Source organism: Frankia sp. AvcI1, from assembly GCF_001420875.1.
GTDB classification, from domain to species: Bacteria; Actinomycetota; Actinomycetes; order Frankiales; family Frankiaceae; genus Frankia; species Frankia alni.
Map to the genome: position 1 here is coordinate 121,286 of NZ_LJFZ01000010.1, position 25,458 is coordinate 146,743.

At 74.1% G+C, this 25,458-nt stretch carries 8 protein-coding genes and 22 pseudogenes; 12 read left to right on the forward strand and 18 right to left on the reverse strand.

The genetic code is table 11. The annotated features are described in order from the left end of the window. Positions 1-1,653, reverse strand: a pseudogene (locus UK94_RS12840) (acyl-CoA dehydrogenase); the annotation flags it as partial. A 197-nt stretch (positions 1,654-1,850) separates the two neighbouring features. Between UK94_RS12840 and UK94_RS49955 the strand changes: the two are divergent. From UK94_RS49955 to UK94_RS49995, 11 genes and pseudogenes are all read left to right on the forward strand, one after another. Beyond that, positions 1,851-2,636, forward strand: a 786-nt coding sequence (locus UK94_RS49955; protein ID WP_235487683.1) for an AMP-binding protein, incomplete at its 3' end; no start/stop codon positions are given. A 1-nt stretch (position 2,637) separates the two neighbouring features. Beyond that, a pseudogene (locus UK94_RS49960) lies at positions 2,638-2,858 on the forward strand (AMP-binding protein); the annotation flags it as partial. Position 2,859: 1 nt separating this feature from the next. After that, positions 2,860-3,021 (forward strand): annotated as a pseudogene (locus tag UK94_RS49965) (hypothetical protein); the annotation flags it as partial. A gap of 1 nt (position 3,022) precedes the next feature. After that, positions 3,023-3,265 (forward strand): annotated as a pseudogene (locus tag UK94_RS49970) (acyl-CoA synthetase); the annotation flags it as partial. A 1-nt stretch (position 3,266) separates the two neighbouring features. After that, positions 3,267-3,410: pseudogene (locus tag UK94_RS49975) on the forward strand (hypothetical protein); the annotation flags it as partial. 50 nt (positions 3,411-3,460) lie between these two features. Further along, entirely contained in the window at positions 3,461-4,663 is a 1,203-nt protein-coding gene (locus tag UK94_RS12850) for an amidohydrolase family protein (RefSeq protein WP_050997109.1), read from the forward strand. Positions 4,664-4,914: 251 nt separating this feature from the next. After that, positions 4,915-5,955 carry an MBL fold metallo-hydrolase gene (locus tag UK94_RS12855; RefSeq protein ID WP_011603989.1) on the forward strand — a complete coding sequence of 347 codons (1,041 nt, stop codon included), beginning with the start codon at positions 4,915-4,917 and terminating at the stop codon, positions 5,953-5,955. Between the two features lie 180 nt (positions 5,956-6,135). Then, positions 6,136-6,451, forward strand: a 316-nt coding sequence (locus UK94_RS49980; protein WP_235487685.1) for an LLM class flavin-dependent oxidoreductase, incomplete at its 3' end; no start/stop codon positions are given. Between the two features lies 1 nt (position 6,452). Beyond that, positions 6,453-6,892: pseudogene (locus UK94_RS49985) on the forward strand (LLM class flavin-dependent oxidoreductase); the annotation flags it as partial. Position 6,893: 1 nt separating this feature from the next. Continuing rightward, positions 6,894-6,994, forward strand: a pseudogene (locus UK94_RS49990) (hypothetical protein); the annotation flags it as partial. Between the two features lies 1 nt (position 6,995). Beyond that, positions 6,996-7,191: pseudogene (locus UK94_RS49995) on the forward strand (LLM class F420-dependent oxidoreductase); the annotation flags it as partial. Between the two features lie 1,773 nt (positions 7,192-8,964). Here the strand turns inward: UK94_RS49995 and UK94_RS50005 are convergent. The 4 genes and pseudogenes from UK94_RS50005 to UK94_RS50020 form a co-directional block, all read right to left on the reverse strand. Next, positions 8,965-9,450 (reverse strand): annotated as a pseudogene (locus tag UK94_RS50005) (ATP-binding cassette domain-containing protein); the annotation flags it as partial. Next, positions 9,447-10,704: ATP-binding cassette domain-containing protein (locus UK94_RS50010; protein ID WP_235487687.1), on the reverse strand; the 1,258-nt coding region annotated here is incomplete at its 5' end. The gene UK94_RS50010 and the pseudogene UK94_RS50005, both read right to left, overlap by 4 nt. Before the next feature lies 1 nt (position 10,705). Next, a pseudogene (locus UK94_RS50015) lies at positions 10,706-11,276 on the reverse strand (branched-chain amino acid ABC transporter permease); the annotation flags it as partial. Between the two features lie 4 nt (positions 11,277-11,280). Beyond that, positions 11,281-12,341, reverse strand: a pseudogene (locus UK94_RS50020) (branched-chain amino acid ABC transporter permease); the annotation flags it as partial. Positions 12,342-12,721: 380 nt separating this feature from the next. Between UK94_RS50020 and UK94_RS12880 the strand changes: the two are divergent. Next, positions 12,722-13,186, forward strand: coding sequence for a hypothetical protein (locus tag UK94_RS12880; protein ID WP_231861618.1), 465 nt, complete (start codon positions 12,722-12,724; stop codon positions 13,184-13,186). 112 nt (positions 13,187-13,298) lie between these two features. On the opposite strand, the gene UK94_RS12885 is transcribed toward UK94_RS12880, so the two are convergent. The 13 genes and pseudogenes from UK94_RS12885 to UK94_RS12915 form a co-directional block, all read right to left on the reverse strand. Further along, positions 13,299-13,446: DUF5703 family protein (locus UK94_RS12885; RefSeq protein ID WP_235487758.1), on the reverse strand; the 148-nt coding region annotated here is incomplete at its 5' end. Position 13,447: 1 nt separating this feature from the next. Continuing rightward, positions 13,448-13,502: pseudogene (locus UK94_RS76070) on the reverse strand (hypothetical protein); the annotation flags it as partial. Between the two features lie 243 nt (positions 13,503-13,745). Beyond that, positions 13,746-15,125, reverse strand: coding sequence for a hypothetical protein (locus UK94_RS12890; protein WP_011603994.1), 1,380 nt, complete (start codon positions 15,123-15,125; stop codon positions 13,746-13,748). Positions 15,126-15,299: 174 nt separating this feature from the next. Beyond that, positions 15,300-16,453: pseudogene (locus tag UK94_RS50025) on the reverse strand (hypothetical protein); the annotation flags it as partial. Between the two features lies 1 nt (position 16,454). Beyond that, a pseudogene (locus tag UK94_RS50030) lies at positions 16,455-16,659 on the reverse strand (hypothetical protein); the annotation flags it as partial. A gap of 1 nt (position 16,660) precedes the next feature. Beyond that, positions 16,661-16,738, reverse strand: a pseudogene (locus tag UK94_RS50035) (hypothetical protein); the annotation flags it as partial. A gap of 669 nt (positions 16,739-17,407) precedes the next feature. Further along, positions 17,408-18,321: pseudogene (locus UK94_RS50045) on the reverse strand (FAD-dependent oxidoreductase); the annotation flags it as partial. Position 18,322: 1 nt separating this feature from the next. Beyond that, positions 18,323-18,898: pseudogene (locus UK94_RS50050) on the reverse strand (NAD(P)-binding protein); the annotation flags it as partial. 2,089 nt (positions 18,899-20,987) lie between these two features. Next, positions 20,988-21,346, reverse strand: a pseudogene (locus UK94_RS50065) (hypothetical protein); the annotation flags it as partial. A gap of 1 nt (position 21,347) precedes the next feature. Continuing rightward, a pseudogene (locus UK94_RS12910) lies at positions 21,348-22,695 on the reverse strand (glycosyltransferase family 39 protein); the annotation flags it as partial. A gap of 108 nt (positions 22,696-22,803) precedes the next feature. Next, positions 22,804-23,141: pseudogene (locus UK94_RS50070) on the reverse strand (exodeoxyribonuclease V); the annotation flags it as partial. A gap of 1 nt (position 23,142) precedes the next feature. After that, positions 23,143-23,397, reverse strand: a pseudogene (locus UK94_RS50075) (ATP-binding domain-containing protein); the annotation flags it as partial. A gap of 117 nt (positions 23,398-23,514) precedes the next feature. After that, positions 23,515-25,275, reverse strand: a pseudogene (locus UK94_RS12915) (AAA family ATPase); the annotation flags it as partial. Positions 25,276-25,458 lie beyond the last annotated feature (183 nt).

A 25,458-nucleotide genomic window follows, 5' to 3' on the forward strand; every position in this document is an offset into this window, starting at 1 on the left:
CGTGCCGGTGACCTGCCGCAGCGGCCGGACCTCGACGCCGGGATGCGTCAGGTCGATGATCATCATCGTGACCCCGGCGTGCTTCGGCGCCGCCGGGTCGGTGCGCACGGTGGCGAATCCGCGCTGGCAGTACTGGGCGCCGCTGGTCCAGACCTTCTGGCCGTTGACGAGCCAGCCGCCCTCGACCCGGTCGGCCTTCGTCCGGATGCCGGCGGCGTCGGAGCCGGCGGCCGGCTCGCTGAACAGCTGGCACCAGATCTCCTCCTGGGCCAGTGCGCGGTGGACGTACCGGTCGATCTGGTCGGACGTGCCGTGCTGGACGAGGGTCAGGATCACCCAGCCGGTGATGCCGTAGGCCGGCCGCCGGACCCCGGCCGCCTGGAACTCCTGGTCGATGACGAGCTGCAACCCGGCGGGCGCCGCCAGGCCCCACGGCCGCGGCCAGTGCGGCTGGACGTACCCGGTGGCGATGAGTCGCTCGCGCTGCTCCGCCGCCGGCAGCGCCGCCACCCCCCGGGCGAACGCCTGCACGTCGGCGCGGGCCGCCTCCGCCTCCGGCGGCAGCTGCAGCGTCGACACGCGCGCGACGCCGGCCAGGCCCAGCCGGGTCACGTCCGCGGCGGCCGCCCCCGGGCGCAGCACGGACTCCAGCGTCGTCGCCCGGCGCTGCAGCAGGTGCGCGTCGTGTTCCCAGGTGTAACCGATGCCGCCGTGCACCTGGATGTTCAGCGACGCGTTCGCGGCGAACGCTGCGACGGCCAGCGTCGCCGCCGTCGCCGCGGCCAGCTCGAACTGCGCCGGCGGCGACCCGTCGCCCGCGGCACGGGCGGCGTCCCAGACGGCGGCGGTGCCGAGCTCCGCGGCCACCAGCATGTTCGCGAGATGGTGCTTGATCGCCTGGAACATCCCGATCGGCCGGCCGAACTGCTCGCGCACCTTCGCGTACGCCGTCGCGACCTCGACCGCCTCCAGCGCCCCGCCGACCGCCTCCGCGGCGAACAGGGTCCGGGCGAGGGCCTCGGCGCGGCGGGCCGCGCCCGTCAGCACGTCGTCGGCGCCGACGGCCACGTCGCGCAGGGTCAACCGGGCCGACCGGCGGGACGGGTCGAGCGCGGGGGGTACCTCGACGGTCAGCCCCGCCGCGCCCGCCGGTACCACCACGGCATCGTCGCCGACGACCAGCACGAACAGCGACGCCAGCCCGCCGCCGAGGACCACCCCGGCCCCGCCCGACAGCACGCCGCCGGTCAGGGTCAGGTCGTTGCCCGTGCCGGGGCCGCCGAGGGCGAGCGCGGCGACGGTGCCGCCCGCGGCCAGGCCCGGCAGGAACCTGGCCTGCTGCGCCGGCGTCCCGGCCGCCGCGATCACCGCGGCGGCGACCACGGTCGGGACGGCCGGGCCGGGCGCGACCGCGCGCCCCAGCTCCTCGACGACGACCACCAGCTCCGGCAGTCCGGCGCCGCCGCCGCCGTGCTCCTCGGGCAGGTGCAGGCCGAGCAGGCCCAGGTCGGCGAACTCCGTCCAGAACTCCGGCAGCGGCTCCTGGTCGGCCTCCAGGAGTGCGCGGTTCGCGGCGCGAGCCTCGTGCGACGCCAGAAAGGCCCGCGTCGTGCGGGCCAGCTCCCGGTGTTCCTCGCTGATCGCGATCGCCATGCCTGCCTCCTGGCAACTCGTCGCTGGTTGCGGCCCCGGCCCGGCCGCCGGACGGCCCGGCCGCCGGACGGGCCTGGCCGGCGAGGTGGGTCGCGCCAACCGTTGACGCGGACCACTCGCCGTTTAGTAGAGTAAATATAAGCCTCTTTTAGAGCCGGGTGTCAGCTGCTGGAACCCGGGACGGGAAGCGTGGGCCGATGAAGCATCCCTGGGACCGCCCGCTGGGCGTGTGGCACATCGCCGAGAACCATCCCGACCAGCCGGCGATCGCCGCGTGCCCCACCGGCGAGGTGCTGTCCTACGCGCAACTCGCCGGTCGGGCGCACCAGGTGGTGCACGCGGGGCGGGCCGCCGGCCTCGCCTACGGCGACGTGGTGGCCGCCGTCCTGCCCAACGGCCTCGACATGATCGTCTGGATGCTGGCGGCCAGCGAGACCGGCTGGCGGCTCACCACGCTCAACCCGATGGCGGCCGCGGCCGAGATCGAGACGATCGTCGCGCACGCCGGGGCCAGGGCCCTGGTCGTCTCCACCGAGTACGCCGAGCGCGCCGGCCGGGTGGTCTCGGCGCCGCTGCTGGTCAGCGTCGGCGGCGAACTGCCCGGCTACCGCCGCCAGGAGGACCTCGTCGCCGGCCACCCGACGACGAAGCCCGCCGAGCGCCGGGCCGGGACGCCGTTGATCTACACCTCGGGGACGACCGGGCGGCCCAAGGCGATCGCCCGCAACGCGTCGATGCCGGACGTCGACCCGGCGGACATGGCCGACGCGACGAAGCTGTTCAGCCAGGCGTTCCGGTTCCTGCCGCTGCAGGGTGCGCACCTGATCTCCGCGGGCATGCACCACGGCGGCTGCCAGGGCTTCTTCATGGGCGCGCTCCACGTCGGCCAGGCACTAGTGATCATGAAGAGGTTCGACCCGGAGGAGACGCTCCGGCTGATCGAGAAGTACCGGATCACCACCGGCTACCTGGTGCCCACCCAGNTCGTCCGGCTGCTGCGCCTGCCCGACGACGTCCGGACCCGCTACGACCTGTCCAGCCTCCAGGTGGTCGTGCACTCGGCGGCGCCGTGCCCGCCGGAGGTCAAGAGGCAGATGTTCGCCTGGTGGGGCCCGGTCATCTGGGAGACCTACGGCGGCACCGAGGGCGCCGCCACCATCGCCAAGCCGCACCACTGGCTGGCCCGGCCCGGTACCGTCGGCCGGNCCGTGCGCGGCGTGCGGGTCCGCATCCTCGACGCCGACGGCCGCGAGCTCGGCCCCGGCGAGCGGGGCACCGTCTACATCGACGCCGGCGCCCGGACGTTCGCCTACCGCGACGACCCGGAGCAGACCGAGCAGGTGTACCGCGGCTCCGCGTTCACCATCGNCGACATCGGCCACCTGGACGCCGACGGCTTCCTCTTCCTGTCCGACCGCGCCAAGGACATGATCATCACCGGCGGCACGAACGTCTACCCGGCGGAGGTCGAGGCGGCGCTGCTCGGTCATCCCGCCGTCGCCGACGTCGCCGTCGTCGGTGCTCCCGACCCGGAGTGGGGCGAGCAGGTCCGCGCCGTCGTCCAGCCCGAGCCGGGGGTCCGGGCCGACGACGAGCTGGCCGCCGAGCTCATNGCCTACTGCCGGGCGCGGCTCGCCAGCTACAAGTGCCCGCGGGTCGTCGAGTTCCGCGCGGCGCTGCTGCGCACCGAGACCGGAAAGCTGTCCAAGGCCGCCATCCGGGCGCAGCTGTGGGCGGGCGTCGACCGCAGGGTCTGACGGGCNGGCTCCGTCGAGAGTCGGCGCGGCCCGTGGAGGAAGCAGAGATCATGAAGGAGACGGCAACCGTGACCGACCTGACCGAGGGCAAGATCTGGGCGAACTCCGGCGACTCGCACATCCTGGAGCCGCCGGACCTGTTCTCGTCCCTGCCGGACGACGTCAAGGCGCTGCTGCCGCGCAGCGTGAAGGACCCCGGCGGCGCGTTCGAGACGATCCACATCGACGGCCAGGAGTTCCGCCGGGAGCTGCCGCGCCCGGCGCCGGGTGCGCCGAAGAAGAAGGGCCTCGGGATCAACGCCCGGCCGGTCGACTCCACCGAGGACGACTTCCTGCGCCGCGCCCTGGGCGGCAACGACGCGGCCCACCGCCTGCGAGACCTCGACGACGAGGGCATCTGGGCGGAGGTGATCTACCCGTCGCTCGGCATCTGGACCTTCAACATCCGCACGCCGAAGGTCGTCCGGTACGGCGTGCGGGCGCTCAACGAGTTCGCGTTGGACTTCCAGCGCTCCTCGCCGCGTTTCGTCTGCGCGGCGTCGATCCCGCTGCTCGACGTCGACGACGCGGTCGCCGAGATCCGCCGGGCCAGCGCGCAGGGGTTCGCCGCCGGCTTCCTGCCGACCCGCCCGCCGCTCGGCCGGCCGCTGTGGAACGACGAGGAGTGGGACCCGATGTGGGCGGCGTTCGCCGAGACCGGCACGGTCGTCGCCTTCCACATCGGCACCGAGCCGCACGACCCGACCGAGCGCACCGGCGTCTACTACCGCGGCCGCGGCGGCGCCGTGCTCAACTACGTCGAGACGACCTACGGCGGCCAGCGCGCCGTCACCCAGCTCATCGCCGCCGGCGCCCTCGACCGCCACCCCGAGCTGCGCGTCCTGGTCTCCGAGGGCGGCGCCACCTGGGGCCCGTTCATCGCCGACCGGATGAACGAGGGCTACCGCCAGCACAGCGCCGCCGTGCGCCCGGTGCTGTCCAGGCCGCCGTCGGAGTACCTGTTCGACCAGGTCTACGCGTCCTTCCAGCACGACGGCTCGGCCGTCGCCGCGCACGTGGCGATGGGCTGGCGCAACGTCCTGTGGGGCAGCGACTACCCGCACTTCGAGGGCACCTTCGGCCACACCCAGAAGACGCTGCACGAGCTGTTCGACGGCGTCGACCCGGTCGCCAGCGAGCGCATCCGGATCGGGGCGTTCCACGAGCTGTTCCCGCACGTCCCCCTGCCGCCCGCGGCGGCGCCGGCGAGCTGACCGGCGCCCCGCCGCCCGGACCCCGCCGCCCGGACCCCGCTTCTCGGCGCGGCCCGGGCGGCCCGGCGCGGGTGACGCCGGTCACGTCGCCGGCGTCCTCCACTCGCAAGGTAGCAGATGAAATGTAGTACTGATTACAGCGGCGGAAGGACCGTCGGGGCGAGCGCGTGTCCGCCCCGGGCCGGCAGGCACCACCTCGGCCGGACCGAGGCCGGGAGCGTGGCCGCCGATTCGCGGAGGGCCAGGAACCCATGACCTCGCTGACGCAGCCGCCCGGCATCGCGCTGCCACCCGTCGAACGGCTGCGGCCCGGGCTTTGGAGCATCCCGGTGCCGCTGCCGACCGCCGGCCTGCGGCACGTGTTCGTCTACCTGTTCGAGACCGACGCCGGCGGGTACCTCGTCGACTCGGGCTGGGACACCGCCGAGGCGTTCGACGCGCTCGGCGCGGGTCTCGCCGTCGCCGGCTACCGGATCGGCGACATCCGCGGCGTCATGCCCACCCACATGCATCCCGACCACTACGGCCTCGCCGGCCGGATCCGGGCGGAGTCCGGGGCCTGGGTGGCGCTGCATCCCGCGGACGCCGCGCTGCTCGGCCAGTTCCCCCGCGAGCCGGCCGAGATGCTCGCCGGGCTGAACCGGCTGCTGGCGCGCGCCGGCGCGCCGGCGGGCGAGATCGAGGCGCTCAACCGGGTGGCGCTGCCGCCGGGGCCGATGCCCGCGCCGGCACTGCCCGACGTGCTGCTCGCGGACGGCGACCGGCCCGACATCCCCGGCTGGGACCTGCGGGCGGTCTGGACCCCCGGGCACTCGCCCGGGCACCTGTGCTTCTGGGAGCCGGCCAACCGGGTGCTGCTCTCCGGTGACCACGTGCTGCCGCGGATCACTCCGAACATCCCGTTCTCCCCGGTCGGCGACGCGGATCCGCTCGGCGACTACCTGTCCTCGCTCGACCGGCTCGACGACGCCGACACCTTCCCGGCCGCCGAGGTACTGCCCGCGCACGAGCACCGGTTCCCGGACCTGACCGGCCGCCTCGCCGCGCTGCGCGACCACCACGACCAGCGGTTCGGCGAGGTCCTCGCCGCCCTGCGCGCCGCCGACGGCACGGCGACCGCCTGGGACGTCTGCCGGCAGATGACCTGGTCCCGTCCCTGGGACCGGATCGAGGGCTTCATGAAGCGCGCCGCCCTCGCCGAGGCGCTCGCCCACCTGCGCGTCCTGGAACGCCGGGGCCTCGTCCGCGAGGTCGACGGCGAGCCGCCCACGTGGCGTCTGCTCGCCAGCTGAGGGGAGCGGCCACCGTGGTCTCCGACAGCGCCCCGACCACCGACAGCGCCCCGACGACCGACAGCGCCCCGACGACCGACAGTGTCGCGAGCCTCGCCGAGGACCGCGCCCGGCTGCGGCGCCGCTGGTACGACTGTCGGCTCGCCCCGCCGACGGGTCGAGGGCCAGGAAAGGACGACGATGAGGATCGACTCGAACCTTGGCGGCGACCTGCGTACCGTCCAGGACACGGCCCGGACGCTGGAGGACGCCGGCTACGGCGGGCTGTGGATCGGTGAGACCCAGCACGACCCGTTCCTGTCGTCCCTACAGGCGATCAACGCGACCCGCACCGCGACGGTCGGCACCTCGATCGCGATCGCGTTCGCGCGCACCCCGATGACGCTGGCGAACATCGGCTTCGACCTGGCGCAGGCCAGCGAGGGCCGGTTCGTGCTCGGGCTGGGCTCGCAGGTCAAGGCGCACATCGAGCGCCGATTCTCGATGCCCTGGTCGCNCCCGGCCGCGCGGATGCGCGAGCTGGTGCTGGCGATGCGCGCGATCTGGGCGTGCTGGCAGGACGGCACCAGGCTCGACTTCCGCGGCGACTTCTACACCCACACGCTGATGACGCCGTTCTTCTCGCCGCCGGCACACGCCTACGGCCCGCCGCCGGTCTACCTCGCCGGCGTCAACGAGCTGATGACCGAGGTCGCCGGCGAGGTCGCCGACGGCTTCTTCCTGCACCCGTTCACCACCTCCCGCTACATCGAGGAGGTCACCCTCCCGGCGCTGCGCCGCGGCCGGGCGAAGGCCGGCCGGGTCGGCCCGGACGGTGAGGGCACGCTGGACGGCTTCACCCTCGCCGGGCCGACCTTCGTGACCGTCGGGCGCGACGAGGTGGAGCTCGCCGCCGCGGCGGCGGGCACCCGCGGTCAGATCGCCTTCTACGCGTCGANGCCCGCCTACCGCGGGGTGCTCGACCTGCACGGCTGGGGGGACCTGCAGCCCGAGCTCACCCGCCTGACCAGGCAGGGCCGGTGGGCGGAGCTCGGCGACCNCATCGACGACGACATGCTGCGCGCGTTCTCCGTCGTCGGCACGCCCGAGGAGGTCGGTGAGCAGCTCCGGGCGAAGCTGACCGGCGTCTACGACCGGGCGACGTTCTACACGGCGTACAAGGTCGCCTCGGAGATCTGGCCGGCCCTGCTCGACGCGTCGCGACCCGAGGGCGCGCCCGCCGGACGGGGCGAGTGACGGCGACCGAGCCGGCGCTCGCCCGGCCCCGGCGGCATCAGGCCACCCGGACCCGCCGGCCAGGGATTCCCCCGGCCCCCCACGGGCGGTGCTCCCCTCAGGGCGTGAACAGCCTGGTCGTCTCGATCACCTTGGCGTCCTCGACCGTCCCGTCGTCCTTGACCGTGCCGATCTGGACCTCCGACGAGCAGACGTTCGGCAGGATCGGAACGGCCTTGCCGTCGCAGGTGTAGGTCGCGCCGTCGCCCAGGAAGAGGGGGACGTTCTTCGCGGACCTGAGTTGCTGGGTGATGGCGGCAGATGTCGGGTCGCCGGTGAAGCCCTTGAACAGGTTGACGAAGGACAGCAGGGTGATCGCGCCGGCGGACTGGCTCGCGCTGACGGCCGGGTCCGGGTCGACCTTCGAGTTGTAGGTCCTGGCGATCGCGCCGTAGAGGGTCGCATCCGTGGTCGCTGTGTCGGTGGTTGCGGTCGCGGTCATGACCGAGCCGGCGATGACCGGCTTGTAGGCCTTCAGGGTGGTCGGATCGATGCAGGTGTTGATGATGTAGCGCGGCAGGTCGAGGTTCAGCGTCTGGTAGGCCTGCAGCCAGGAGGTGCAGAACGTCAGGTCGCCGACCATGCTGATCGCGTCCGCGCCACCCTTGACCGCCGCCTGCATCTGCGGCGTCATGTCGGCGGTGCCCACGGGCACCGCGATGGTCTGGAACCCGACGCCCGCCTTGCGGAAGACGATGCCGCCGATGCCGTTGACCGCCTGCAGGACCGCCGGCCCGTCGGTGGCGAGCATCGCCATCTTCCTGACGCCGTGGTCGTGGGCGTAGGCGGCGAACGCGGCCAGCCCCACCGAGAACCCGCCCGTCAGCGAGAACGCGCCCGGCTTGGTCAGCTCCTCGGTCGAGGTGCCGCTCAGCGAGACGTAGGGGATCTTGGCCGCGGTCAGCACCGGCACGACCGAGGCGCCGTTCGCCGTGAACGGGCTGATGACCGCCGCGACGCCGCGGTTGACCATCTGGTTGGCGCAGTCCTGGGTGCCGGCCGGCGTCTCGCCGCCCTGGCAGATGAACAGCGCGATCGGGCGGCCGGCGATGNCGCCGCGGTAGGCGTTGGCGTACTTCAGGGCCATCTGCATGCCCTGCTCGATTCGCTGGAACTGCGCGGACAGCACGCTGTCCGAGGCCGACGCGCTGATGAGCCCGATCGTCACGGGAGCGCCCTCGGCCGGGCTCGGCGCGCCGAGGACCTGGGCGGCCGGGGTCGCGCCGGCGCCGTCGGACCCGCCGCCGCTGTCACCGCCGCCGCAGGCCGTGGCGGCCAGCGACAGTGCCAGCGCGCCGCTGATCAGCCAGCCGCTCCGGCGAACCGTGCGTAACAGGCCCATTCGACCCTCCTGCTGGTTGTGCGGAGACGTGCGGCCGGCACCTTCCGTGCGCCGCCGACCCGGCTCTCCGCTGGTTTGACGAAACCGCGTTCCGAAGGTCACGCGGGGTCCTCCGGTCTCCTCGCCGTGCCGGCCGGGTCGGAGCTGCCGGCCGGGTCGGAGCTGCCGGTGGTCCCGGTCGTGCCGAGGTAGGCGGCTTCGAGTGCGCCCGGGTCGTCGCGGAGCTCGGCGGCCTTGCCGGTGAGGGAGACGTCACCGTGCACGAGGACCATGGCAGTGTCGGCGACGTCGAGCGCGAGGTGGACGTGCTGCTCGACGAGGACGATCGCGGTCCCGGTCTCGTCGGCGACCGTGCGGACCAGCGGCATGAGCTGCTCCACGACGATCGGGGNCAGGCCCATGCTCATCTCGTCGATGAGCAGCAGCCGCGGCCCCTGCACCAGCGCCCGGGCGACCGCGAGCATCTGCTGCTCGCCGCCCGAGAGCATCCCGGCCCTGACCTTGGCGCGGGTGCGTAGCTGCGGGAACAGGTCGAGGACCCCGCTCACCGTCGCGCCGCCCTTCCGGGCGGCGATCGCGATGTTCTGCAGGGTGCTCAGGTTCGTGAACAGCGCCCGGCTGTCCGGCACCAGCACCACGCCCGCGCGGTTCATGCGGCGGGCCGAGCCGGCCCGGACGTCCCGCCCGTCGACGCTGATCGAGCCGCCGGTCGGCGCGAGGAACCCGGCGAGCGTCAGCAACAGCGTCGTCTTGCCGGCGCCGTTCGGCCCCAGCACGGCCAGGATCTCGTTGCGGCCGAGGGTGATGCCGATGCCTCGGGCGACCGTGGTGCGCTGGTAGCCGACGCAGAGTTCTTCGCAGGCCAACGCCACGCTCATGACGCCATCTCCTTCGCCGCGTGGTTCGGGTCCGCCGTCCGGTTCGGGTCCGCCGTCTGGTTCGGGTCCGCCGTCTGGTTCGGGTCCGCCGTCTGGTTCGGGGGCGCCGCTTCGGTGGCGTGTGCCGCGTGGGTCGAGCCGAGGTAGGCCTCGGCGACCCTGGGGTTGGCCCGGATCGCCGGCGGCGGGCCGCCGGCGATCTGCCGGCCGAAGTCGAGGACGTGGATGATGTCGCACAGGTCGAGGACGAAGCGCATGTCGTGGTCGACGAGCACGATCGTCACGCCGCGGTCGCGCACCGCCCGCAGCCGCACCGCCAGCCAGGCGCTCTCCGTCGGATCGAGCCCGGCGGCCGGCTCGTCCAGCAGCAGTACCTGCGGTCCGCTGGCCAGCGCGCGCGCGATCGAGACGAGCTGGCGTTGGCCCTGCGAGAGCTCGCCGACGCCCCGGCCACGCTGCTCCCACAGCCCGAGCGAGACGAGCAGGTCGTCCAGCGACGGCGCACCCGGCCGGGCGGCGTGCTGGCCGGCCATCAGGTTCTCCTCGACGGTGAGGTCCTCGTAGAGGTCGAGGCCCTGGAAGGTGCGGGCGAGCCCGTGGCGGGCCCGGCGGTGCGGCGGCAGGCCGTCGAGCCGCTGCCCGGCCAGGGTGATCTCGCCGGCCGCGGCGGTGAACCCGCAGGTGGCGTCCATCATCGTGGTCTTGCCGGCGCCGTTCGGGCCGATCACGCCGACGATTGTTCCGGGCGCCACGTCGATCGTCAGGTCGGACAACGCCGTCACGCCGCCGTAGGTGACGCCCACCCCCGAGATGGACAGCCGCGCTCCGACGAGCATGCGCTCCCCGTCCACCGGCAGACCCCCGTCCACCGGCAGACCCCCGTCCACCGACGGGACGCCGTCCACGGACGGACCAGCGTCCGCCGCCGCGGGGGCCGGGGCGGTCGGGCCGGCGCCCCGTCGGCTTCGGCGCCGTTTCTCGGCCGCCAGGTGCGCCGGTCCGACGATGCCGTCCGGGTTGCGGATCACGACGAGAATCAGGCCGAGGCCGCTGACGATGCCGTACCACTCCCCGATGTCGATCGTCCGGGACAGGAAGACGTAGAACACGCCGCCGATCCCGAGCGCCCCGGCGAGCAGCCCGCCGGACACCGAGGTGATCCCGGCCAGGAACACGGTGGTGAAGACGCTCAGGCCGAGCAGGGCGCTGAACGAGGTGAACGTGACGGTGGTCTGCTTGTAGGCCGTCAGGCAGNCGGCGAGGCCGGCGATGAACGACGCGATCGCGAAGCCGAGCAGCTTGACCCGGACGACGCTGATCCCGGCCGCGGCGGCCGACCGTTCGTCGGCGCGGACCGCCAGCATCGCCGAGCCGAGCCTGCTGCGCCGCAGGTGGGCAACGCCGATGGCGACCGCGGTCAGCACCGCGAGGCACAGCAGCCCGAATTCCGGGCGCGGGAACGCCTTGCCGGTGCCGATCCCCAGGTCCAGACCGAAGATCGACGGGTTCGCGATCGGGGCGCCGCCGGTGCCGCCGTTGAGGTCGTTGTTGCGGAACCAGAGCGCCTCCAGGGCGACCGCCAGGGTCAGCGTGACGACCGCGACCAGCATGCCGCGGATCCGCAGTGCCGGCAGGCCGGCCAGCACGCCGATGACGGTGGCTCCGAGCGCGGCGAGGATCGGCGAGATCGGGAACGGTATGTGCCAGGCGTGGCTGAACGTCGAGAGCAGGAACCCGGCGGCGCCGGCCAGTGTGAGCTGGGCGAGCGAGACCTGCCCGACGTAGCCGGTCACCACGACCAGCGAGAGCCCGAGCACGCCGGCGATGAANGTCTCCATCAGCGCGCCGCGGTAACTGTCGTTCGCCACGTAGATCGCGACGACGGCGAGCGGCACGAGCACCACGGCGGGCTTCCAGGCCGACCGCGGACGCGGCGCGCGGCCCAGCGTCCGCTCCAGAAGCATGCCGCGGGTCGGCAGCGGCCGGCCCTGGATGACCAGCACGGCGAGCACGATCACCAGGGGGATCAGCTCGGCGACGCCGCTGCTGGGGAACCAGTCGGCCCGGCTCTGCAGGTAGACCGCCTCGGACTGCAGCGCGCCGATGCCGATGCCACCGAGGACGGCGGGCGCGAGCAGGGTGAACCGGCCGAGCACGGCGGCGGCCAGGGCCGGGACGATGAACAGCGTGTAGGTCCCGGGCACCAGCGGCACCAGCGGGGCGATCAGGATGCCGGCGATGCCGGCGACGGCCGCGCTGATCGCCCAGTTGGCCAGCGCGATCAGGTCCGGTGACAGGCCGCTGACGAGCGCGCCGATCTCGGTCTCGGCGGCGGCGCGGGTCGCGGTGCCGAACCTGGTGAACCGGTAGACCGCGGCGAGCACGGCGGCGATCAGCAGGATGACGGCGACGAACCAGAACCGGTCCGACAGCAGGCTCACCCCGCCCGCTTCCCAGGTCCGGCGCGGCAGGATCGGCGCGACCAGGATCTGGTCGCCGCCCACCTGCATGGTGATGACGCCGGTGAACAGACCCATGAGCCCGAGTGAGGCGACCGCCTTGGCCACGGCCAGGTGCGCCCGCAGCGGGCGGAACACCAGCACGTAGAGCAGCACGCCCAGCGCGGCCTCGAACAGGACCGTGATGAGGATCGCCGGCCAGAGCCCGACCGGCCCGGACAGGCCGATCGTCTCCGGCAGTCCGGGAACCGGCACCAGGATCTTCCCGTCGCGTAACAGGGCGTAGGTGTACGCCGCGTGTAACGACAGGGCGCCGGTGCCGAAGTTGAGTACCCCCGAGCTTCGGTAGGTCACGACGAGTGCCAACGCCAGAGCGGCGAACACGGCACCGTTCCCCAGGCCCAGAAGGACGAAGTTCAGATGGTCTACCACGCTCGCTCCACCGGTTCGGACGATCAGNCAGGGTCGCTCAGTGACGTCCGTCACTAGAAGCTCGGGAGGGACCATAGCATTATCCGACTAATGATTGATGCTTTTCCGGTGGCGAGGGATGGCGGCGCCGGACGGGCGGCGGTTCGGGGGCGGTGGGTGCCGGTGGACGCGGCCGCGGGTAGCACAATCGTGCTCATCGGCGCGAGTGCCGACCGGCGGCTCACGGTCGTGGACAGTCCCCGTGCGCCGATGTCGTTCCGGCTCGGCTCTCCGGGTCCCGGGCCAGGCCAGGCCACGGCAGGTCAGGGCAGGTCGGGGCAGGGCAATCGCGGGGACTTTCCCGGTCGTTCCGCCGCGAAGTGTCACGCATCGTGTAATTGGTGAGGTCGCTGCGTGACATCATGGTGGATGTGACCGACGACGCACTGTCCGCTTTCGGCCTCCGCCCGCCTGTCGAGGTCGAGCCGGACCGCCCGCCGGTCACCTTCGCCTACCTGGTCCAGGTCAGCTCGGACGGCAGCCGGTGGGTGGCCGACCGGACGGAGCCGTCGGGCGGTTTCGAGCACAGCTCGGATACCGCGGCGCAGGTCGCCCGCCAGGTCCTGCATCGCCGCTTCGTCCAGTTGCGGGCCGACGAGGACGCCCGGTGGCGCGATCTGTGGTTCCGCGCCGACGTCTGGTCCCTCGACCAGTCCGCCGGCCCGGGCCACGCCGGCCGGCCGGCCCCGCCGGCGGTCCCGGCCGGCTGGGCGCTGTCGGGGCGTCATCTACAGACCCACGGGATCACCCCGGACGCCGTGGAGGTGCGCACGCCCGCCCAGGTCCGCCGCGAGGTCGGCCGCTGACCGGCCCCGGCCAGCACCGACGGCTGCCGTCGGCGTCGAGGCGGCGGGCGGCGTCAGGATGACGGCCAGGGCGAGGGACGGCCGCCAGGCCGCAGGGGGTCGGCGGCGGGTGTCAGGTGGGTAGATAGCCGGGCAGGCCGCCCGGGCGCCGGCGGCGGCGCAGGACGACGCGGCGCGACCCGTCCGGGAACAGACGCAGGCGCTCCAGCTCCCAGTCGCCGAACTCGGCGTGCATCGTCAGGATCTGCACGGCCGCCCGGNGATCCGTGCCCGGCGGCATGTACAGCTTCTGGTATTCCAGCTCGACTCCAGCCAAAGCGACCTGACCTCGACGTGGCGAACGATGGACCGTGGCGACCGATGGGACTGTTGCGAACGATGGGACTGTTGCGAACGACGGGACCGGCTCGGACGATGGAGCCGGCTCGGACGATGGAACGGAGCGTGGGGCAGGACCACCGTGCGGTCCCACCACGTTAACTGTCCGGCTACCTCCCGCGAGGGTCTGCGGCGCGGCGGGGACCCGGTTGTTGCGGGTTCCTGCCGGGGCGCGTGGGCCTCAGGGGACGTAGGAGAGGGTGAAGGCCAGCGTGGCGTAGAGCGCCATCGCCGCGGTCGAGGCGACGAGCGCGAAGGTGAAGATCTCCCGGCGGGCGGTGACCAGCGCCGCGACCAGCAGGAACGGGAAGGCGCCGTAGACGTAGCGTTCCGCCGAGTCGAGGTTGCTGCCGGTCAGCACGGCCGCGAGCACCAGCGCGCTCCACAGCACGTAGGAGACCGGCAACCGCCGGGCCATCACCACCAGGCCCACCAGGGCGAGCAGCAGCCACGGCACGTGCAGACCCGTGCCCAGCTCGCCGGAGAAGGTCCCGCGGGCGGCGTGCCACAGCACCGACAGGGGGTTGCCGGTGCTGCCGTGGCGGGCCTCGTCGCGCTGAAGGGTGAACGGCGCCAGGCCGTCGCCGTAGGTCCGGTCCGACCAGAGCACGTAGATCGCGGCGCCGGCCGGTGCCGCGAGGACCGCCATCAGCCGGCGCAGCAGCTCCCGCCCGCCGATGCGGCCGGCCGACGTGGCGTCCCACTGCGTCCCGTCCGCCGCGGTGGCCCGCCGTGTCCCGTTGCCGGCGGTGGCCGGTGGGGGGCCGAGGCGGCGCAGGCCGGGCCAGGGCAGCCCCCGGGCCGCCTCCACGGCGACGGGGACGGCCAGCAGCACGCCAAGCGGCCGGCACAGTCCGCCGAGCAGGGCGGCCGCGGCCGCAAGCTCCCACCGGCGGCCGCGCGCGCCGAGGAACACCGCCACCGCCAGCAGCCCGGCCAGTGCCTCGGCGTATCCCATGACCAGGACGAACGCGGGCGGCGCGAGGGCGGCGAACCAGATCAGCCGGAAGGTCGCCTCCGCACCGAGCCCCTCCAGGCGGGCCAGGCGCACCAGCGCCAGGGCGAACCCGAGGGCACACAGGTTGACCACCAGCAGCAGCACGATGCCGACGTGGGCACCGGCGCCCGGCAGGTGCGACAGGACCCGCACCAGCGTGGGCAGCAGCGGGAAGAAGCGGCGGCTCTCGTTGCCGGCGCCGCTGTAGCCGACCTCGGCGATCGTCCGGTACCAGCCGGCGTCCCAGCCGAGCAGGTCGGTGGTCTGCAGCCGGGCGCCCTGGTCGCCGCGGGCGTTGTCGGCGATGAACTTCGTCATCGCCAGGGCGGCGCCGACGACCAGGCGGGCGGCGAGCCAGGCGAGAACGACCTCCCGCAGGCACCACGGGTCGTCCTGGCGGAGCAGGACGCGCCGCCGGGACGCGGTGTGCCGCCGAGACGCGGCAGTGGTGGGAACCGGCGGGGTGGTGGCGGGGTCGTGCGCGGGGGGCGTCCCCGTTCCGGTTGCCGGGCCTGGGCCCGACTGGGGACCGGGGTGGGCGGACGTCCCCCGCGCGCTGGTCACTGCGCCTGGAAGCGGAGCAGCGAGTAGTTCTCGGACACCTTCGCCGGCAGACCCTGCTCCATGACCTCGTCCGCGTGCGGGCGGGCGTTCTGCAGGGCGCCGCGGACCACCGTGCACAGCTCCTCGTAGGTCCGGTAGGAGCCGGAGCCGGCGAGGAAGACGGTGTGCTGCGGNCCGGCCTCGGTCACCGCGCGCCGCGCGATCGCCTGGCCGTCGGCGGCCTTGTTGCGATCCTCGTAGTCCACCCAGTCGACCCGGTCCGGCGGCGCGTACGTCGGCACCACGTACACCTTCAGCCAGGAGGGCACGGTGCGGGCGAGCCCCGGGCCGAGCTGGTCGGGGCAGACCAGCATGACGTCGCCGGGCTTGGCGAGCCGTTGGAGCACCTGGGCGGCCTCGCCGGCCTGCGACCGTTCCCGCCGGATGTCCGTGGTGCCGGCCAGCAGGCCGACCAGGGCCGCGACGGCGATGACCCCGTGGAACACCCGCCGGTCCCCGATGACGGTGGCACCCAGGCCGATGACGAGCAGGAACGGGACGAAGGCGGTGGCCGTGTACCGGTCGGCCCAGGCGTTGCCGACGAGCTTGCCGGCCGTCACCGCGACGACGAGGGTGCCCGTCGCCAGGAAGAACATCGTGCGGCCCGGTTCGAGCCCGCGCAGGTCGATCAGGATGAACCGGCCGCCGGGGCTGCGCCCGGCGATCCCGGCGGCGGCCAGGCCGGTGATGAGGAACAACAGCAGGCGGCCGAGGGTCGTCGGGCCGCCCGCCCACTGGCCGTAGGCGTGGGAGATCGCCGCGTAGCTGGCCGGCTCGCCCCAGGGGGTGCCGGTGTGGGCGAGCTGGTCGAAGAAGTTCGGCAGCCACGGGGAGAAGACGATCGCGCCGCCGATGACGCCGAGCAGCCCGTAGACCGGCCCGCGCCGCTGCGCCGTCAGGTACCGGCCGGATGTCTGGGACCGGCCGGACGTCTGGGACCGGCCCGACGACGCCGACCGGCCGGACGAACGATGGCTGCGTGCGCCGGGTGGGCGGGCCGTCGGGCCGCCGTCGGCCACCCCGGCACCCGGCCGTGCCAGGGACGCCGTCCCCGGCAGCGAGGAGCCCGGCCCGTTCGGCGCCGACCCCGGCCCCGCCGACCCCAGCCCCGATGCCCCCAGCCCCGACGGCGACACGGCTCCGGGCGGCGATGGCGCCCCGGCCGCCGAGGCCACGCCGAGCTGGCGGGCGCGGCGAGCGCGGTACCAGGGGCGCAGGGTGAGCAGCCCGATCAGCCACACGGCGACGGTGAGCAGCAGGTACAGGCACCAGTAGTGGGTCAGCGCCAGNCAGCCGGCGGCGAGGGACAGGCCGAGCACCGAGCGCACCGACGGCGCCCGCAGCACCCGCTCCAGGGCGAGCCCGCCGAGCGCGGTGAGCAGCACGATCAGGCTGTACATCCGGGTCTCGGTACCGAAGTACAGCGCGAACGGCGAGGTCAGGTACAGCACGACGGTGACCTTCGCCGCGCGGACGTTCACCACCCGGCGGGCCANCACGAACAGCGGCCACGCCGCGGCGATGTTGATCACGGCGGACAGGGACCGGACGGCGAGGTTGGTCTCCCCGAACACGGCGATCCAGNCGTGCAGCACCAGGTAGTACAGCGGCGGCGAGCCGTCCTGCAGCAGGCCGTCCCACATGGTGACGCCCGACCCGCCGAGGGGGAGTCGCGCGATGGCGACGCTCTGCGCCTCGTCGAGCCAGAGCGCCTGGTTGGNGGTGAAGCGCACGATGACCGAGGCGGCCACGAGCACCCCCACGACCACCGCGAACACCCGCCCCGCGCGGTCGGGTGCGTCCCCGACCCGGTCGACCGGCCCGGGGAGCTGCTCCGCCGGCCGGACCGCGACATCCGTCACGGTCAGTCCCTTCCGTCCACGTTGCCCGCGGTGCGCCGCGGCCAGCCGGGCCACGATCCGGCCGACCAGGCAGTCCGCACCCGGTGCAGGTCTCGTGCGGCCGCCCCCGCGCCGCGGCGATGCCGGGCGGACGCGGGGAGCAGACCGCGGATTGCATGCCGGGGCGGTGGGCTGGCCCCCGAAGCCGCCGCCAGGGCGCGCCGGGTGGGCGCGGAGCGTACCGTCCCGCATTCTGAACGGGTCGGCCGCCGACGGCACGCCGACAGGTGCCGCGCGCCGACGACCGAAGGCCCCGGCCAGGTCCTTCGTCGGCGGGAGGGCTCGGCCCATCCGGGTGTTCCGGCGGGCCGAGCCGTCGCGCTGCGCAGGTCGGTCCGGGCGTCAGCGCTTGGCCGCGCCGCCGGACGACACCTCCTCGTGGTAGTCCTCCTCGACGTTGACCTCCCAGACGTCGTGCTTCGTGCCGTCGATGATGTTCTCGACGGTCAGCATGGCGGTCAGCATCGAGTGGTCCTGGTTGTTGTAGCGGTGCATGCCGTTACGGCCCACCGGGTGCACGTTCGGCGCGTTCTCGGCCAGCCAGGCCCGAATGATATCGACGTTCTTCTTGTACTGCATGTCGTAGTACGGGTACGCCTTCGGCATCCGCACGACGTATCCCTGCTCGACCTGGGAGGCGCGGATGAGCCCGAGCTCGACGAGTTCCTTGGTGGCGAGCTTGACGAGGTCCTCGTCCGAGCTGCTCCACGTCTCGTCGCCCTCGAAGACGAAGTACTCCAGCCCCAGACAGGTCCGCCCGTCCTTCACCAGGAACGGCGACCAGGAGGCGAAGTTCTGGATCCGGCCCACCTTGACCGTGGGGGAGTGGATGTAAATCCAGTTGTCCGGGAAACCGGCCGACTCCGGCACCACGAGGGCGACGGTGAGGAAGTCGCGGTACTTCAGCGCGTTGGCCGCGGCCAGGACGTGGTCGGGCACCGGCGGGTCCATCACGCGGACCAGCGACGAGAACGACATCGACGAGATGATCTCGTCGGCGGGGTACTGGTACTCGCTGCCGATGTCGGTGCGCGACGACTCCGGCGCGCCGGCCCCCGGGCCATAACCGCCGGTCACCGTGGTGGTGACGCCGGTCGCGCGCCCCCCCTCATGGTGGATCTTGCGGACCTTCTCCTCGAAGACCACCCGACCGCCCTGCTTGACGATCTTGTCGGTGGCGGTCTCCCACATCATTCCGGGCCCGTACTTCGGGTACTGGAACTCCTCGATGAGGGAGGTGATGTCGGTCTGGTTCCNCTTGGGCAGCACCGAGTTCACGATGGCGTTCATCATGGACAGGCTCTTGATGCGCTGCGCCGCCCAGTCCGACGGCATCTCACTGACCGGAACACCCCACAGCTTCTCGGTGTAGGTCTTGAAGAACGTGCGATAAAGCCGCCAGCCGAAGCGGGCCACCAGCCAGTTCTCGTAGTTGCTCTGGTCGGCCGGCGGACGCACGCGGGCCGCGGCGTAGGAGGCGATGCAGCGTGCCGCCTCCACCAGGCCCAGCCCGCCGAGTGCGTTCGTCGCCTTCAGGGGGTAGTCGAAGAACTTCCCGTTGTAGTAAATGCGGCTCGATCGCGGTCGGAGCAGGAAGTCCTCGTCCGGCAGGATCTCGTGCCAGAGCTTCTCGACCTCGGGCACCTTCGTGAAGAAGCGGTGGCCGCCGATGTCGAAACGCCAGCCGTCCCGCTGCGCGGTACGACTGATTCCGCCGACGACCGAGTCACCCTCGATAATCGTCACGGGCACGTCCCGTTTCACCAGCTCCCAGCCGGCGGACAGACCTGCCGGCCCGGCTCCGATGACGACTACCTCTGGCTTTTCGGTCACTGTGCCGGACCTCTCCTCAACGCACCTTCATGGTCACTCCCGCGGCCGGATGCCGGGCATCGGCCACCGGGGGCGCCGGACCCTGGGACCGGCCTCGGGGGGCAAGTCTTGCATGCGGACGGGTGTGACCCGCCCGCACCCCCTCGCGGTCACCGACACGATCATCCGTGGTACATCCGGACTATTCCCCCTGTCCCTCGGCCATCCGCCGAGTCCGCCGGCTGTGCGCCGGCCCGCCTCTGGCATCGTGCGGGCATGGGTTTGCCTGCATCCGGCCCGCGGCGGTCGGTCGCGGCGCGGCCCGAAGGTGCCGACCCGGGTCCGCGGCGGACGCTGCCGGCGATCCTCGTGGGCTGGTGCGCCGTCGCCTGGGGCATCGCGGCGAAGGACGGCCGGTACGGCGCCTGGGCGATGGCCGGCGTCCTGCTCGGCACCGCCGCCGCCACGTTCGCCACCGTCCGTCACCGCCCGCGGTCAGAGACTTCCGGGTCCGTTTCCGCCGTTCCCGCCAGTCCCGCCAGTCCCGCCAGTCCCGCCGCGCCCGAGATGCCGGGCGCATCCGGGTCCGGTGACGCCGCTCCCGCCGGTCCTGCCGCTTCCGCTTCCGCTCCCGCGGCCGTGGGCGTGGGTGTGGGAGCGGGCGCCGTCCGTGGGCGGGCGTGGGTCGGCGGCTGGCTGCTCGTCGCGATCACCGTCGGGGTGGGCCCGATCGTGCGCCATCCCCGCTACTACGCCACCGGGCCGCTGGCCGCCGTGGCCGACGTGCTCGCGATCGTCGCCGGTCTGCTCGCCGCCGCCGCCGTCCTGGTGGCGTTGTTCGCACCGCCGGCCCGCGGGCGACCGGGGTCGGCGGCGTCGCCCGCGTCCCCGGCCCCGGGGAGATCGGTGCTGGTGGCCGGTGGTGCGGTGGCGCGGCGGGCGCTCGGCTCGCCCGCGCTGTTCTGGGTCGTGCTCGGCCTGGCCGCCGCCGCGGGGGTCGCGACCATCCGGGCGGCGCCCGCGCCCCGCATCGACGTGTTCCACCTGTTGCAGGTCTCGGCCGCGGGGCTGGCGCACGGCGCGGACATGTACCGCCAGCAGTGGGCGCCGAGCCGGGCCGCCTACCCCGTCGACGGCCTGTTCGACGTCTACCCCTACCTGCCCCTGACGTCGGTGCTGCTCGCGCCGTCGCGGCTGCTGCTCGGCGACGTCCGCTACGGCCTGCTCCTGGCGCTCGCGGTGGCGGNGATCTGCGCACGCGGCCTCGCCACCGGCCCGCGCGGCGCGCTCGCCGTGCTGCCGCTGCTGGTCGTGATCCTGCCCGAGTCGATGTACGCGTTGCAGCAGNCGTGGACCGAGCCGCTGCTCGTCGTCTGCCTCGCGGCCATGGTGCTGGCCGTCCGGGGCGGCCACGGGCGCACGGCGGTCCTCGCCCTCGCCCTCGCCCTCGCGACCAAGCAGCACATCGCCCTGCTGCTGCCGGTCGCGGCGGCCTGGCCGCGGTTCGGGCCGCGCCGCACGGCCGTGGCCGCGGGCGCCGCCGTGCTGGGCGTCGCGCCGTGGGTGCTGGCCGGGCCGGGGGACTTCGTCGACGACGCCGTCTGGACGAACCTGCACTACCGGGTGCTCGGCCATTCCCTGTCCGTACCGGGGTGGGCGTCGCACTTCGGGATCACGCTCGGCTTCGCGCCGGCCGCGGTGGCGCTGGTCGCCGCGTACGCCGCCGCCTGGCGGGCGCGCGGCGACGCCACCGGGTTCTGCCTCGGGGCCGCGCTGGTCCTGCTCGCCGTGGACCTGATGAACAAGCAGACGTTCTTCAACCACTACACGCTGCCGATGGGCCTGCTGGTCCTCGCCGCCACGACCCTCGGTTCCGGCGGCGGCGGCCCGGTCACGGGCGTGCCCGCCCAGGCCGCCGCCGGTCGGCGCGCCGCCGGGCAGCGCGCCGCCGGTCAGCGCAGGGTGGAGAAGCGTTCCAGCGAGGCGCCCTCGTAGAGGTCGCGCCGCTCGACCTGGACGGTCCGGTCCCGCAGGGTCGCAAGCTGGTCGGACAGCACCGCGCAGGCACCTTCCAGGAACCGGTATCCGTCGGCGCGCACGAGCAGCACCNCGTGGTCGGGACCGGCGAGTTCGTTGACCTCGGCGGCGAACGTCGTGCCGTTGGCCCGCTGCATCCGGTCGGCGTAGTCGACCCAGTCGACGAGCGCCGGGCCGGTGTTGTCCGCGTACACGATCTCGCGGACGGTCAGCGGGCCGTGCCGGGCCAGCGCCCGGTGCACGGCCGGACCGAGCTGGTCGGGGCAGTAGGCCACCACGTCGCCCGGCCGGGCGAGCGCGACGATCCGCCCGGCGATCTCCCCGGCCTGCGTGCGTTCGGTGCGGGCGAGCTGCCAGCCGCCGACCAGCCCGCTGAACACGGCCACGGCCAGCACGATCGCCCGCACCCGCGTGCCCGGAAGCTGGGCGATGNCCAGGGAGGCCAGCAGCAGGCAGGCCGGCAGGGCGATGCCGGTGTACCGCTCGGCGTACGCGCTGCCGCCGAACATGTTCACGAAGTACGCCAGCACCAGCGGCAACAGCCAGATCGCCGCCAGGTAGCGGCCCGGCACCCGGCCGGTCACCCGGACCGCGAGCTCGCGGCGGCCGACCGGCCGGGCGGTCAGACCGACCAGCGCCCCGCCGAGCAGCACCACGCCGAGCAGCGCCCCCGTCGACTGCGGACCCGCCCAGTCGAACACCGTGTCCAGCAGAACCTGGGCCTGCACCTTCGGCGCCCACGGGGTGCCGGTGTGCAGCATCTGGAACAGGAACGACGGCATCCACGGGGCGAACAGCGCCGCCGAGGCCGCCATCGCCGCGAACGCCCGCAGGGTGACCCGGCGGTAGTACGGGCGGCGGCGGGCCTGCACCAGCAGGAACGCCGCCACCGTGAAGATCACCAGGAACGTCCAGTAGTGGGTGTAGACCAGCGCCGCCGTGGCCAGCGTCAACGCCGCCAGCCGGGGCAGGGTCGAGCGTTCCAGCGCGCGCACCGCCGCGAACCCGAACACCAGCACCAGCAGCACGACCAGCGAGTACATCCGGGTCTCGCTGCCGTAGCGGATGGCGTACGGGGAACAGGCGAACATCAGCAGCGTCGCCACGCCCACCCACACCGGGGCGTCCCGCTCGCCGTTGCCGGCGGTGAACGCGATGCGCCCCACCCGGCGCCCGGCGAGCCATGCCAGCGGCAGCGTGAGCAGCGACAGCACGCCCGACAGGGCCCGGACCGCGATGTCGCCGTCACCGAAGACGCGGATCCAGCCGTGCAGCAGCAGGTAGTACAGCGGCGGTGAGCCGTCGTGGCGCAGCGCGTGGAGCAGGTCCGGCACCGGCCGGGAGGCAATCGCGACCGTCAGCGACTCGTCGAGCCACAGGTGGCTCGGCGTGGCGAACCGCATGACCGCGCCGACGGCGACCGCGATCGCGACCGCGGCGAGCAACAGCCGCGGAACCTGCGACACGATCCAGGCCCCCGCCGCGCGCCCCAGCCGCTGTCTGCTGGGCGGGACGGTGGCGCTGGCAGCATCGGCGGTGCCGGTGGTGCCGGTGGTGCCGGTGGTGCCGGTGGTGTCGGCGGTGTCGGTGGTGCTGGCGGTGTCGGTGGTCGTGGGGACGGTCGTCACGGCCGTGCCGCCCGGGGAAGCCTCGGGCTCGTCGCCGTCCGGTGCCTGCCGGGGCGAGCGCGGACCGGGCAGGACGGTCGGCCCGGATCCGGCCTCCCGGCTGGTGGCGGCCGTCCCGGGTGCGTCTGCGTCCACGATGGGAACGCTACCCATCCTCATAGGGCACGATCTTGCCTCCCGTCGGGGGCCCCCGACGCGTCGGGGGTACCGCAGGCGCCCGCGGCGGGGACGGCTGCCGGCCATCGCCGCGCCACCGGCCGGTCACCCACCCTTCACCCCGGCACCGGATCGCAGGCCCTCGCGCCGCGGGTCCCGGCCGTCCAGGTGCCGACCGCCCACGTGCCGACCGGCCAGGCTCTGACCGTTGCGATCCTGACCGTCCGGGTTCTCGTCGTCCAGGTTCTCCTCGTCGTCCGGGTCCTCGTCGTCCTCGGTGAGCTCGCCGGCGACCTCCCCGGCGAGCAGGGCGGCGAGGGACGTCAGGCGCCGCCGGCCGCCCGCGTTGCGCACCGCCTGGCGCACCGCGGGGCCGTTCACGGCGACGATCGACAGGTGCGTCGCCGCCCGGGTGAGCGCGGTGTAGATCAGCGGGCGGGTCANCATCCGGCCGGCCTCCGGGGGGAAGACGGCGACGACCGCCGGCCACTCGCTGCCCTGTGCCCGGTGCACCGTCACCGCCCAGCCGTGACGCAGATCCCCGAGGATCCCCGCGGGCACCTCGACGACCCCGCCCGGGAAGGCGACCCGCAGCGCCCCGCGCTCGCCCGCGGCGACGACGGTGCCGATCTCGCCGTTGGCGAATCCCACGTCAATGTGGTTGGCCGTCGCCACCACCCGGTCCCCGACGTCGAATCCNGACACCGCGCCCGCGCCCGGGTTGAGGACGCGTTTGAGCGCCGCGTTCAGCGCTCCGGTGCCGGCGGGCCCGGCATGCACCGGCGTGACGACCTGGATGTCGGCGACGGGGATGCNCAACGCCCGCGGAATGGAGTCGGTGACGAGCTGGACGGTGCGGTGCGCCGCCTCGCCGGAGCTGCTCGAGGGGACGACGACCACCTCGCGGCCGGGGCCGGGCGGGGGCGGCGGCAGCTCCCCGCCGCGCACCGCGGCGGCCAACATCGCGATCGCCCCGCCGTCGACCTGCCGGTAGAGCCGGCGCAGCTCCGTCACCGGGATCTCGCCGGACTCCAGCAGATCGGTGAGGACCTGGCCCGGGCCGATGCTCGGCAGCTGGGCGGGGTCCCCGACGAACATCAGGTGGGTGCCCTCGGCGCAGGCGTCGAGCAGCGCGGCGGCGAGTTCCGCGTCGAGCATCGACGCCTCGTCGACGACGACGAGGTCGGCGTCGATCGGGTTGTGCTCGCCGCGGGCGAAGCCGCCGCCGCGGCCCTGCGCGCCGAGCAGCCGGTGCAGGGTGCTCGCCGGCGCCCCGCACAGCTCCTCCAGCCGCTTGGCGGCCCGGCCGGTCGGCGCGGCGAGCGCGACCTCGGCGTCCGCCGCCCACGCGAGGCGGACCACGGCGGCGACGGTGCGGCTCTTGCCCGTCCCCGGCCCGCCGGTCAGCACGCTGACCCCCGACTCCAGGGCCGCCCGGGCCGCGGCGAGCTGCACCTCGTCCAGGCTGCCCACCGGATCGTCCCCGGTCGCCCCGGTCGCCCCGGTCGCCCCGGTCGCCCCGGTCGCCCCGGTCGCCCCGGCCGCCCCGGCCGGGCTGGCCAGGGCGTCGGCGTCCACGGCCCCGGACATCCCCGCCGACAGGCCGTCGCCACCCGCCCGGCCGTCGCCACCCGCCTGCTCTGCGCCGCTCGCCCGGTGTCCGCCGCTCGGCGGGTCGTCGTCCTCGGCGTCCTCGTCGTCGAACATCAGCGCGGTCGGCGGTGGGCCGGCCGTGGCCGGCGACCCGTCGGCGTCGGCGTCGGCGTCGTCGGCGTCGTCGTCCGGGCGGCGGCGCACCCTCGGCGCGCCGGCCCGCAGCGGCTCGGCGGTGGCCAGAAGTCGTTCGATGCCGTCGGCGATGGACTGCTCGGCCATCGCGTAGCGCTCCAGCGCTATCCGGTCGCCGACGGCGATGATCCGTCCGTCGTCGAGGGCGGCGTCCAGCGCCTGGCGCGGATCGGCCACCCCTTCCCGGCCCGCGGCCTGCAACACGGCGTCGACCGGGCCGGCGGTGTCCCCGGCGCGCGTCGCCGCCCGGCCCAGCAGGTGGGTGAGCACCGCGGGGCCGCGGCGCGAGTCGTCCCGGTGCAGCCCACGGCGACGGGCGAACCGGTCGGCCTGACCGATCTCGGCCTCGGTGGCGGTCAGCAGCATCCACGGGTCGGCCCGCAGGGCCTCGGCGGCGGTCGGGCCGAGCCGCTCGGTGGCCCCCCGGGCGAGGCGGGCCGGCAGGTCCGCCGCGACGAGCAGCTCGACGACCGCGTACGTCCCCGCGGCGGCGCGGAAGCTGTCGGCGAGCCGGCGGGCCCGCGGGCCGTTGACACCCTCGACGGTGCCGAGCCGGCCGACGTCGACGTGTTCGGGCCGGGTGATGCCGGCGGCGGGCAGGCGGGCGGCCGTCGTGCGGCCCAGGCCCGGCCACAGCGCGGCCTCGCAGAACGCGGCGAACACCGCCGTCGGGTCCGCGGACGCGTCGGCGACGACCGGGTCTGCTCCCGGGGCGGGACCGGCGGTGGGGGCGGCTCCCCGGGCGGGACCAGGTCCCGGGGCGGCGGCGGTCGGGTACTCGTCGGGCATGCCGGGAAGCGTAACGACGCACCACTCGACGCCCGGCGAAGCCCGCTGGGTAGCGTGGTATCACCGGTGGCCGTGCCAGGGCGCGCCGTGGTCCGCACCCGGCGTGTCCGGCGTCGCGGCCGCGCGCCGCCCGGTCGGCCACCTGCGGGTCCGGTGGCGTCGCGGACCCGTCCGATCTCGAAG

Bases quoted from the DNA above. Each gene is read 5' to 3' on its own strand.
- UK94_RS12850 (WP_050997109.1), top strand. From the start codon at position 3,461: ATGAAGGAGACGGCAACCGTGACCGACCTGACCGAGGGCAAGATCTGG.
- UK94_RS12855 (WP_011603989.1), top strand. From the start codon at position 4,915: ATGACCTCGCTGACGCAGCCGCCCGGCATCGCGCTGCCACCCGTCGAA.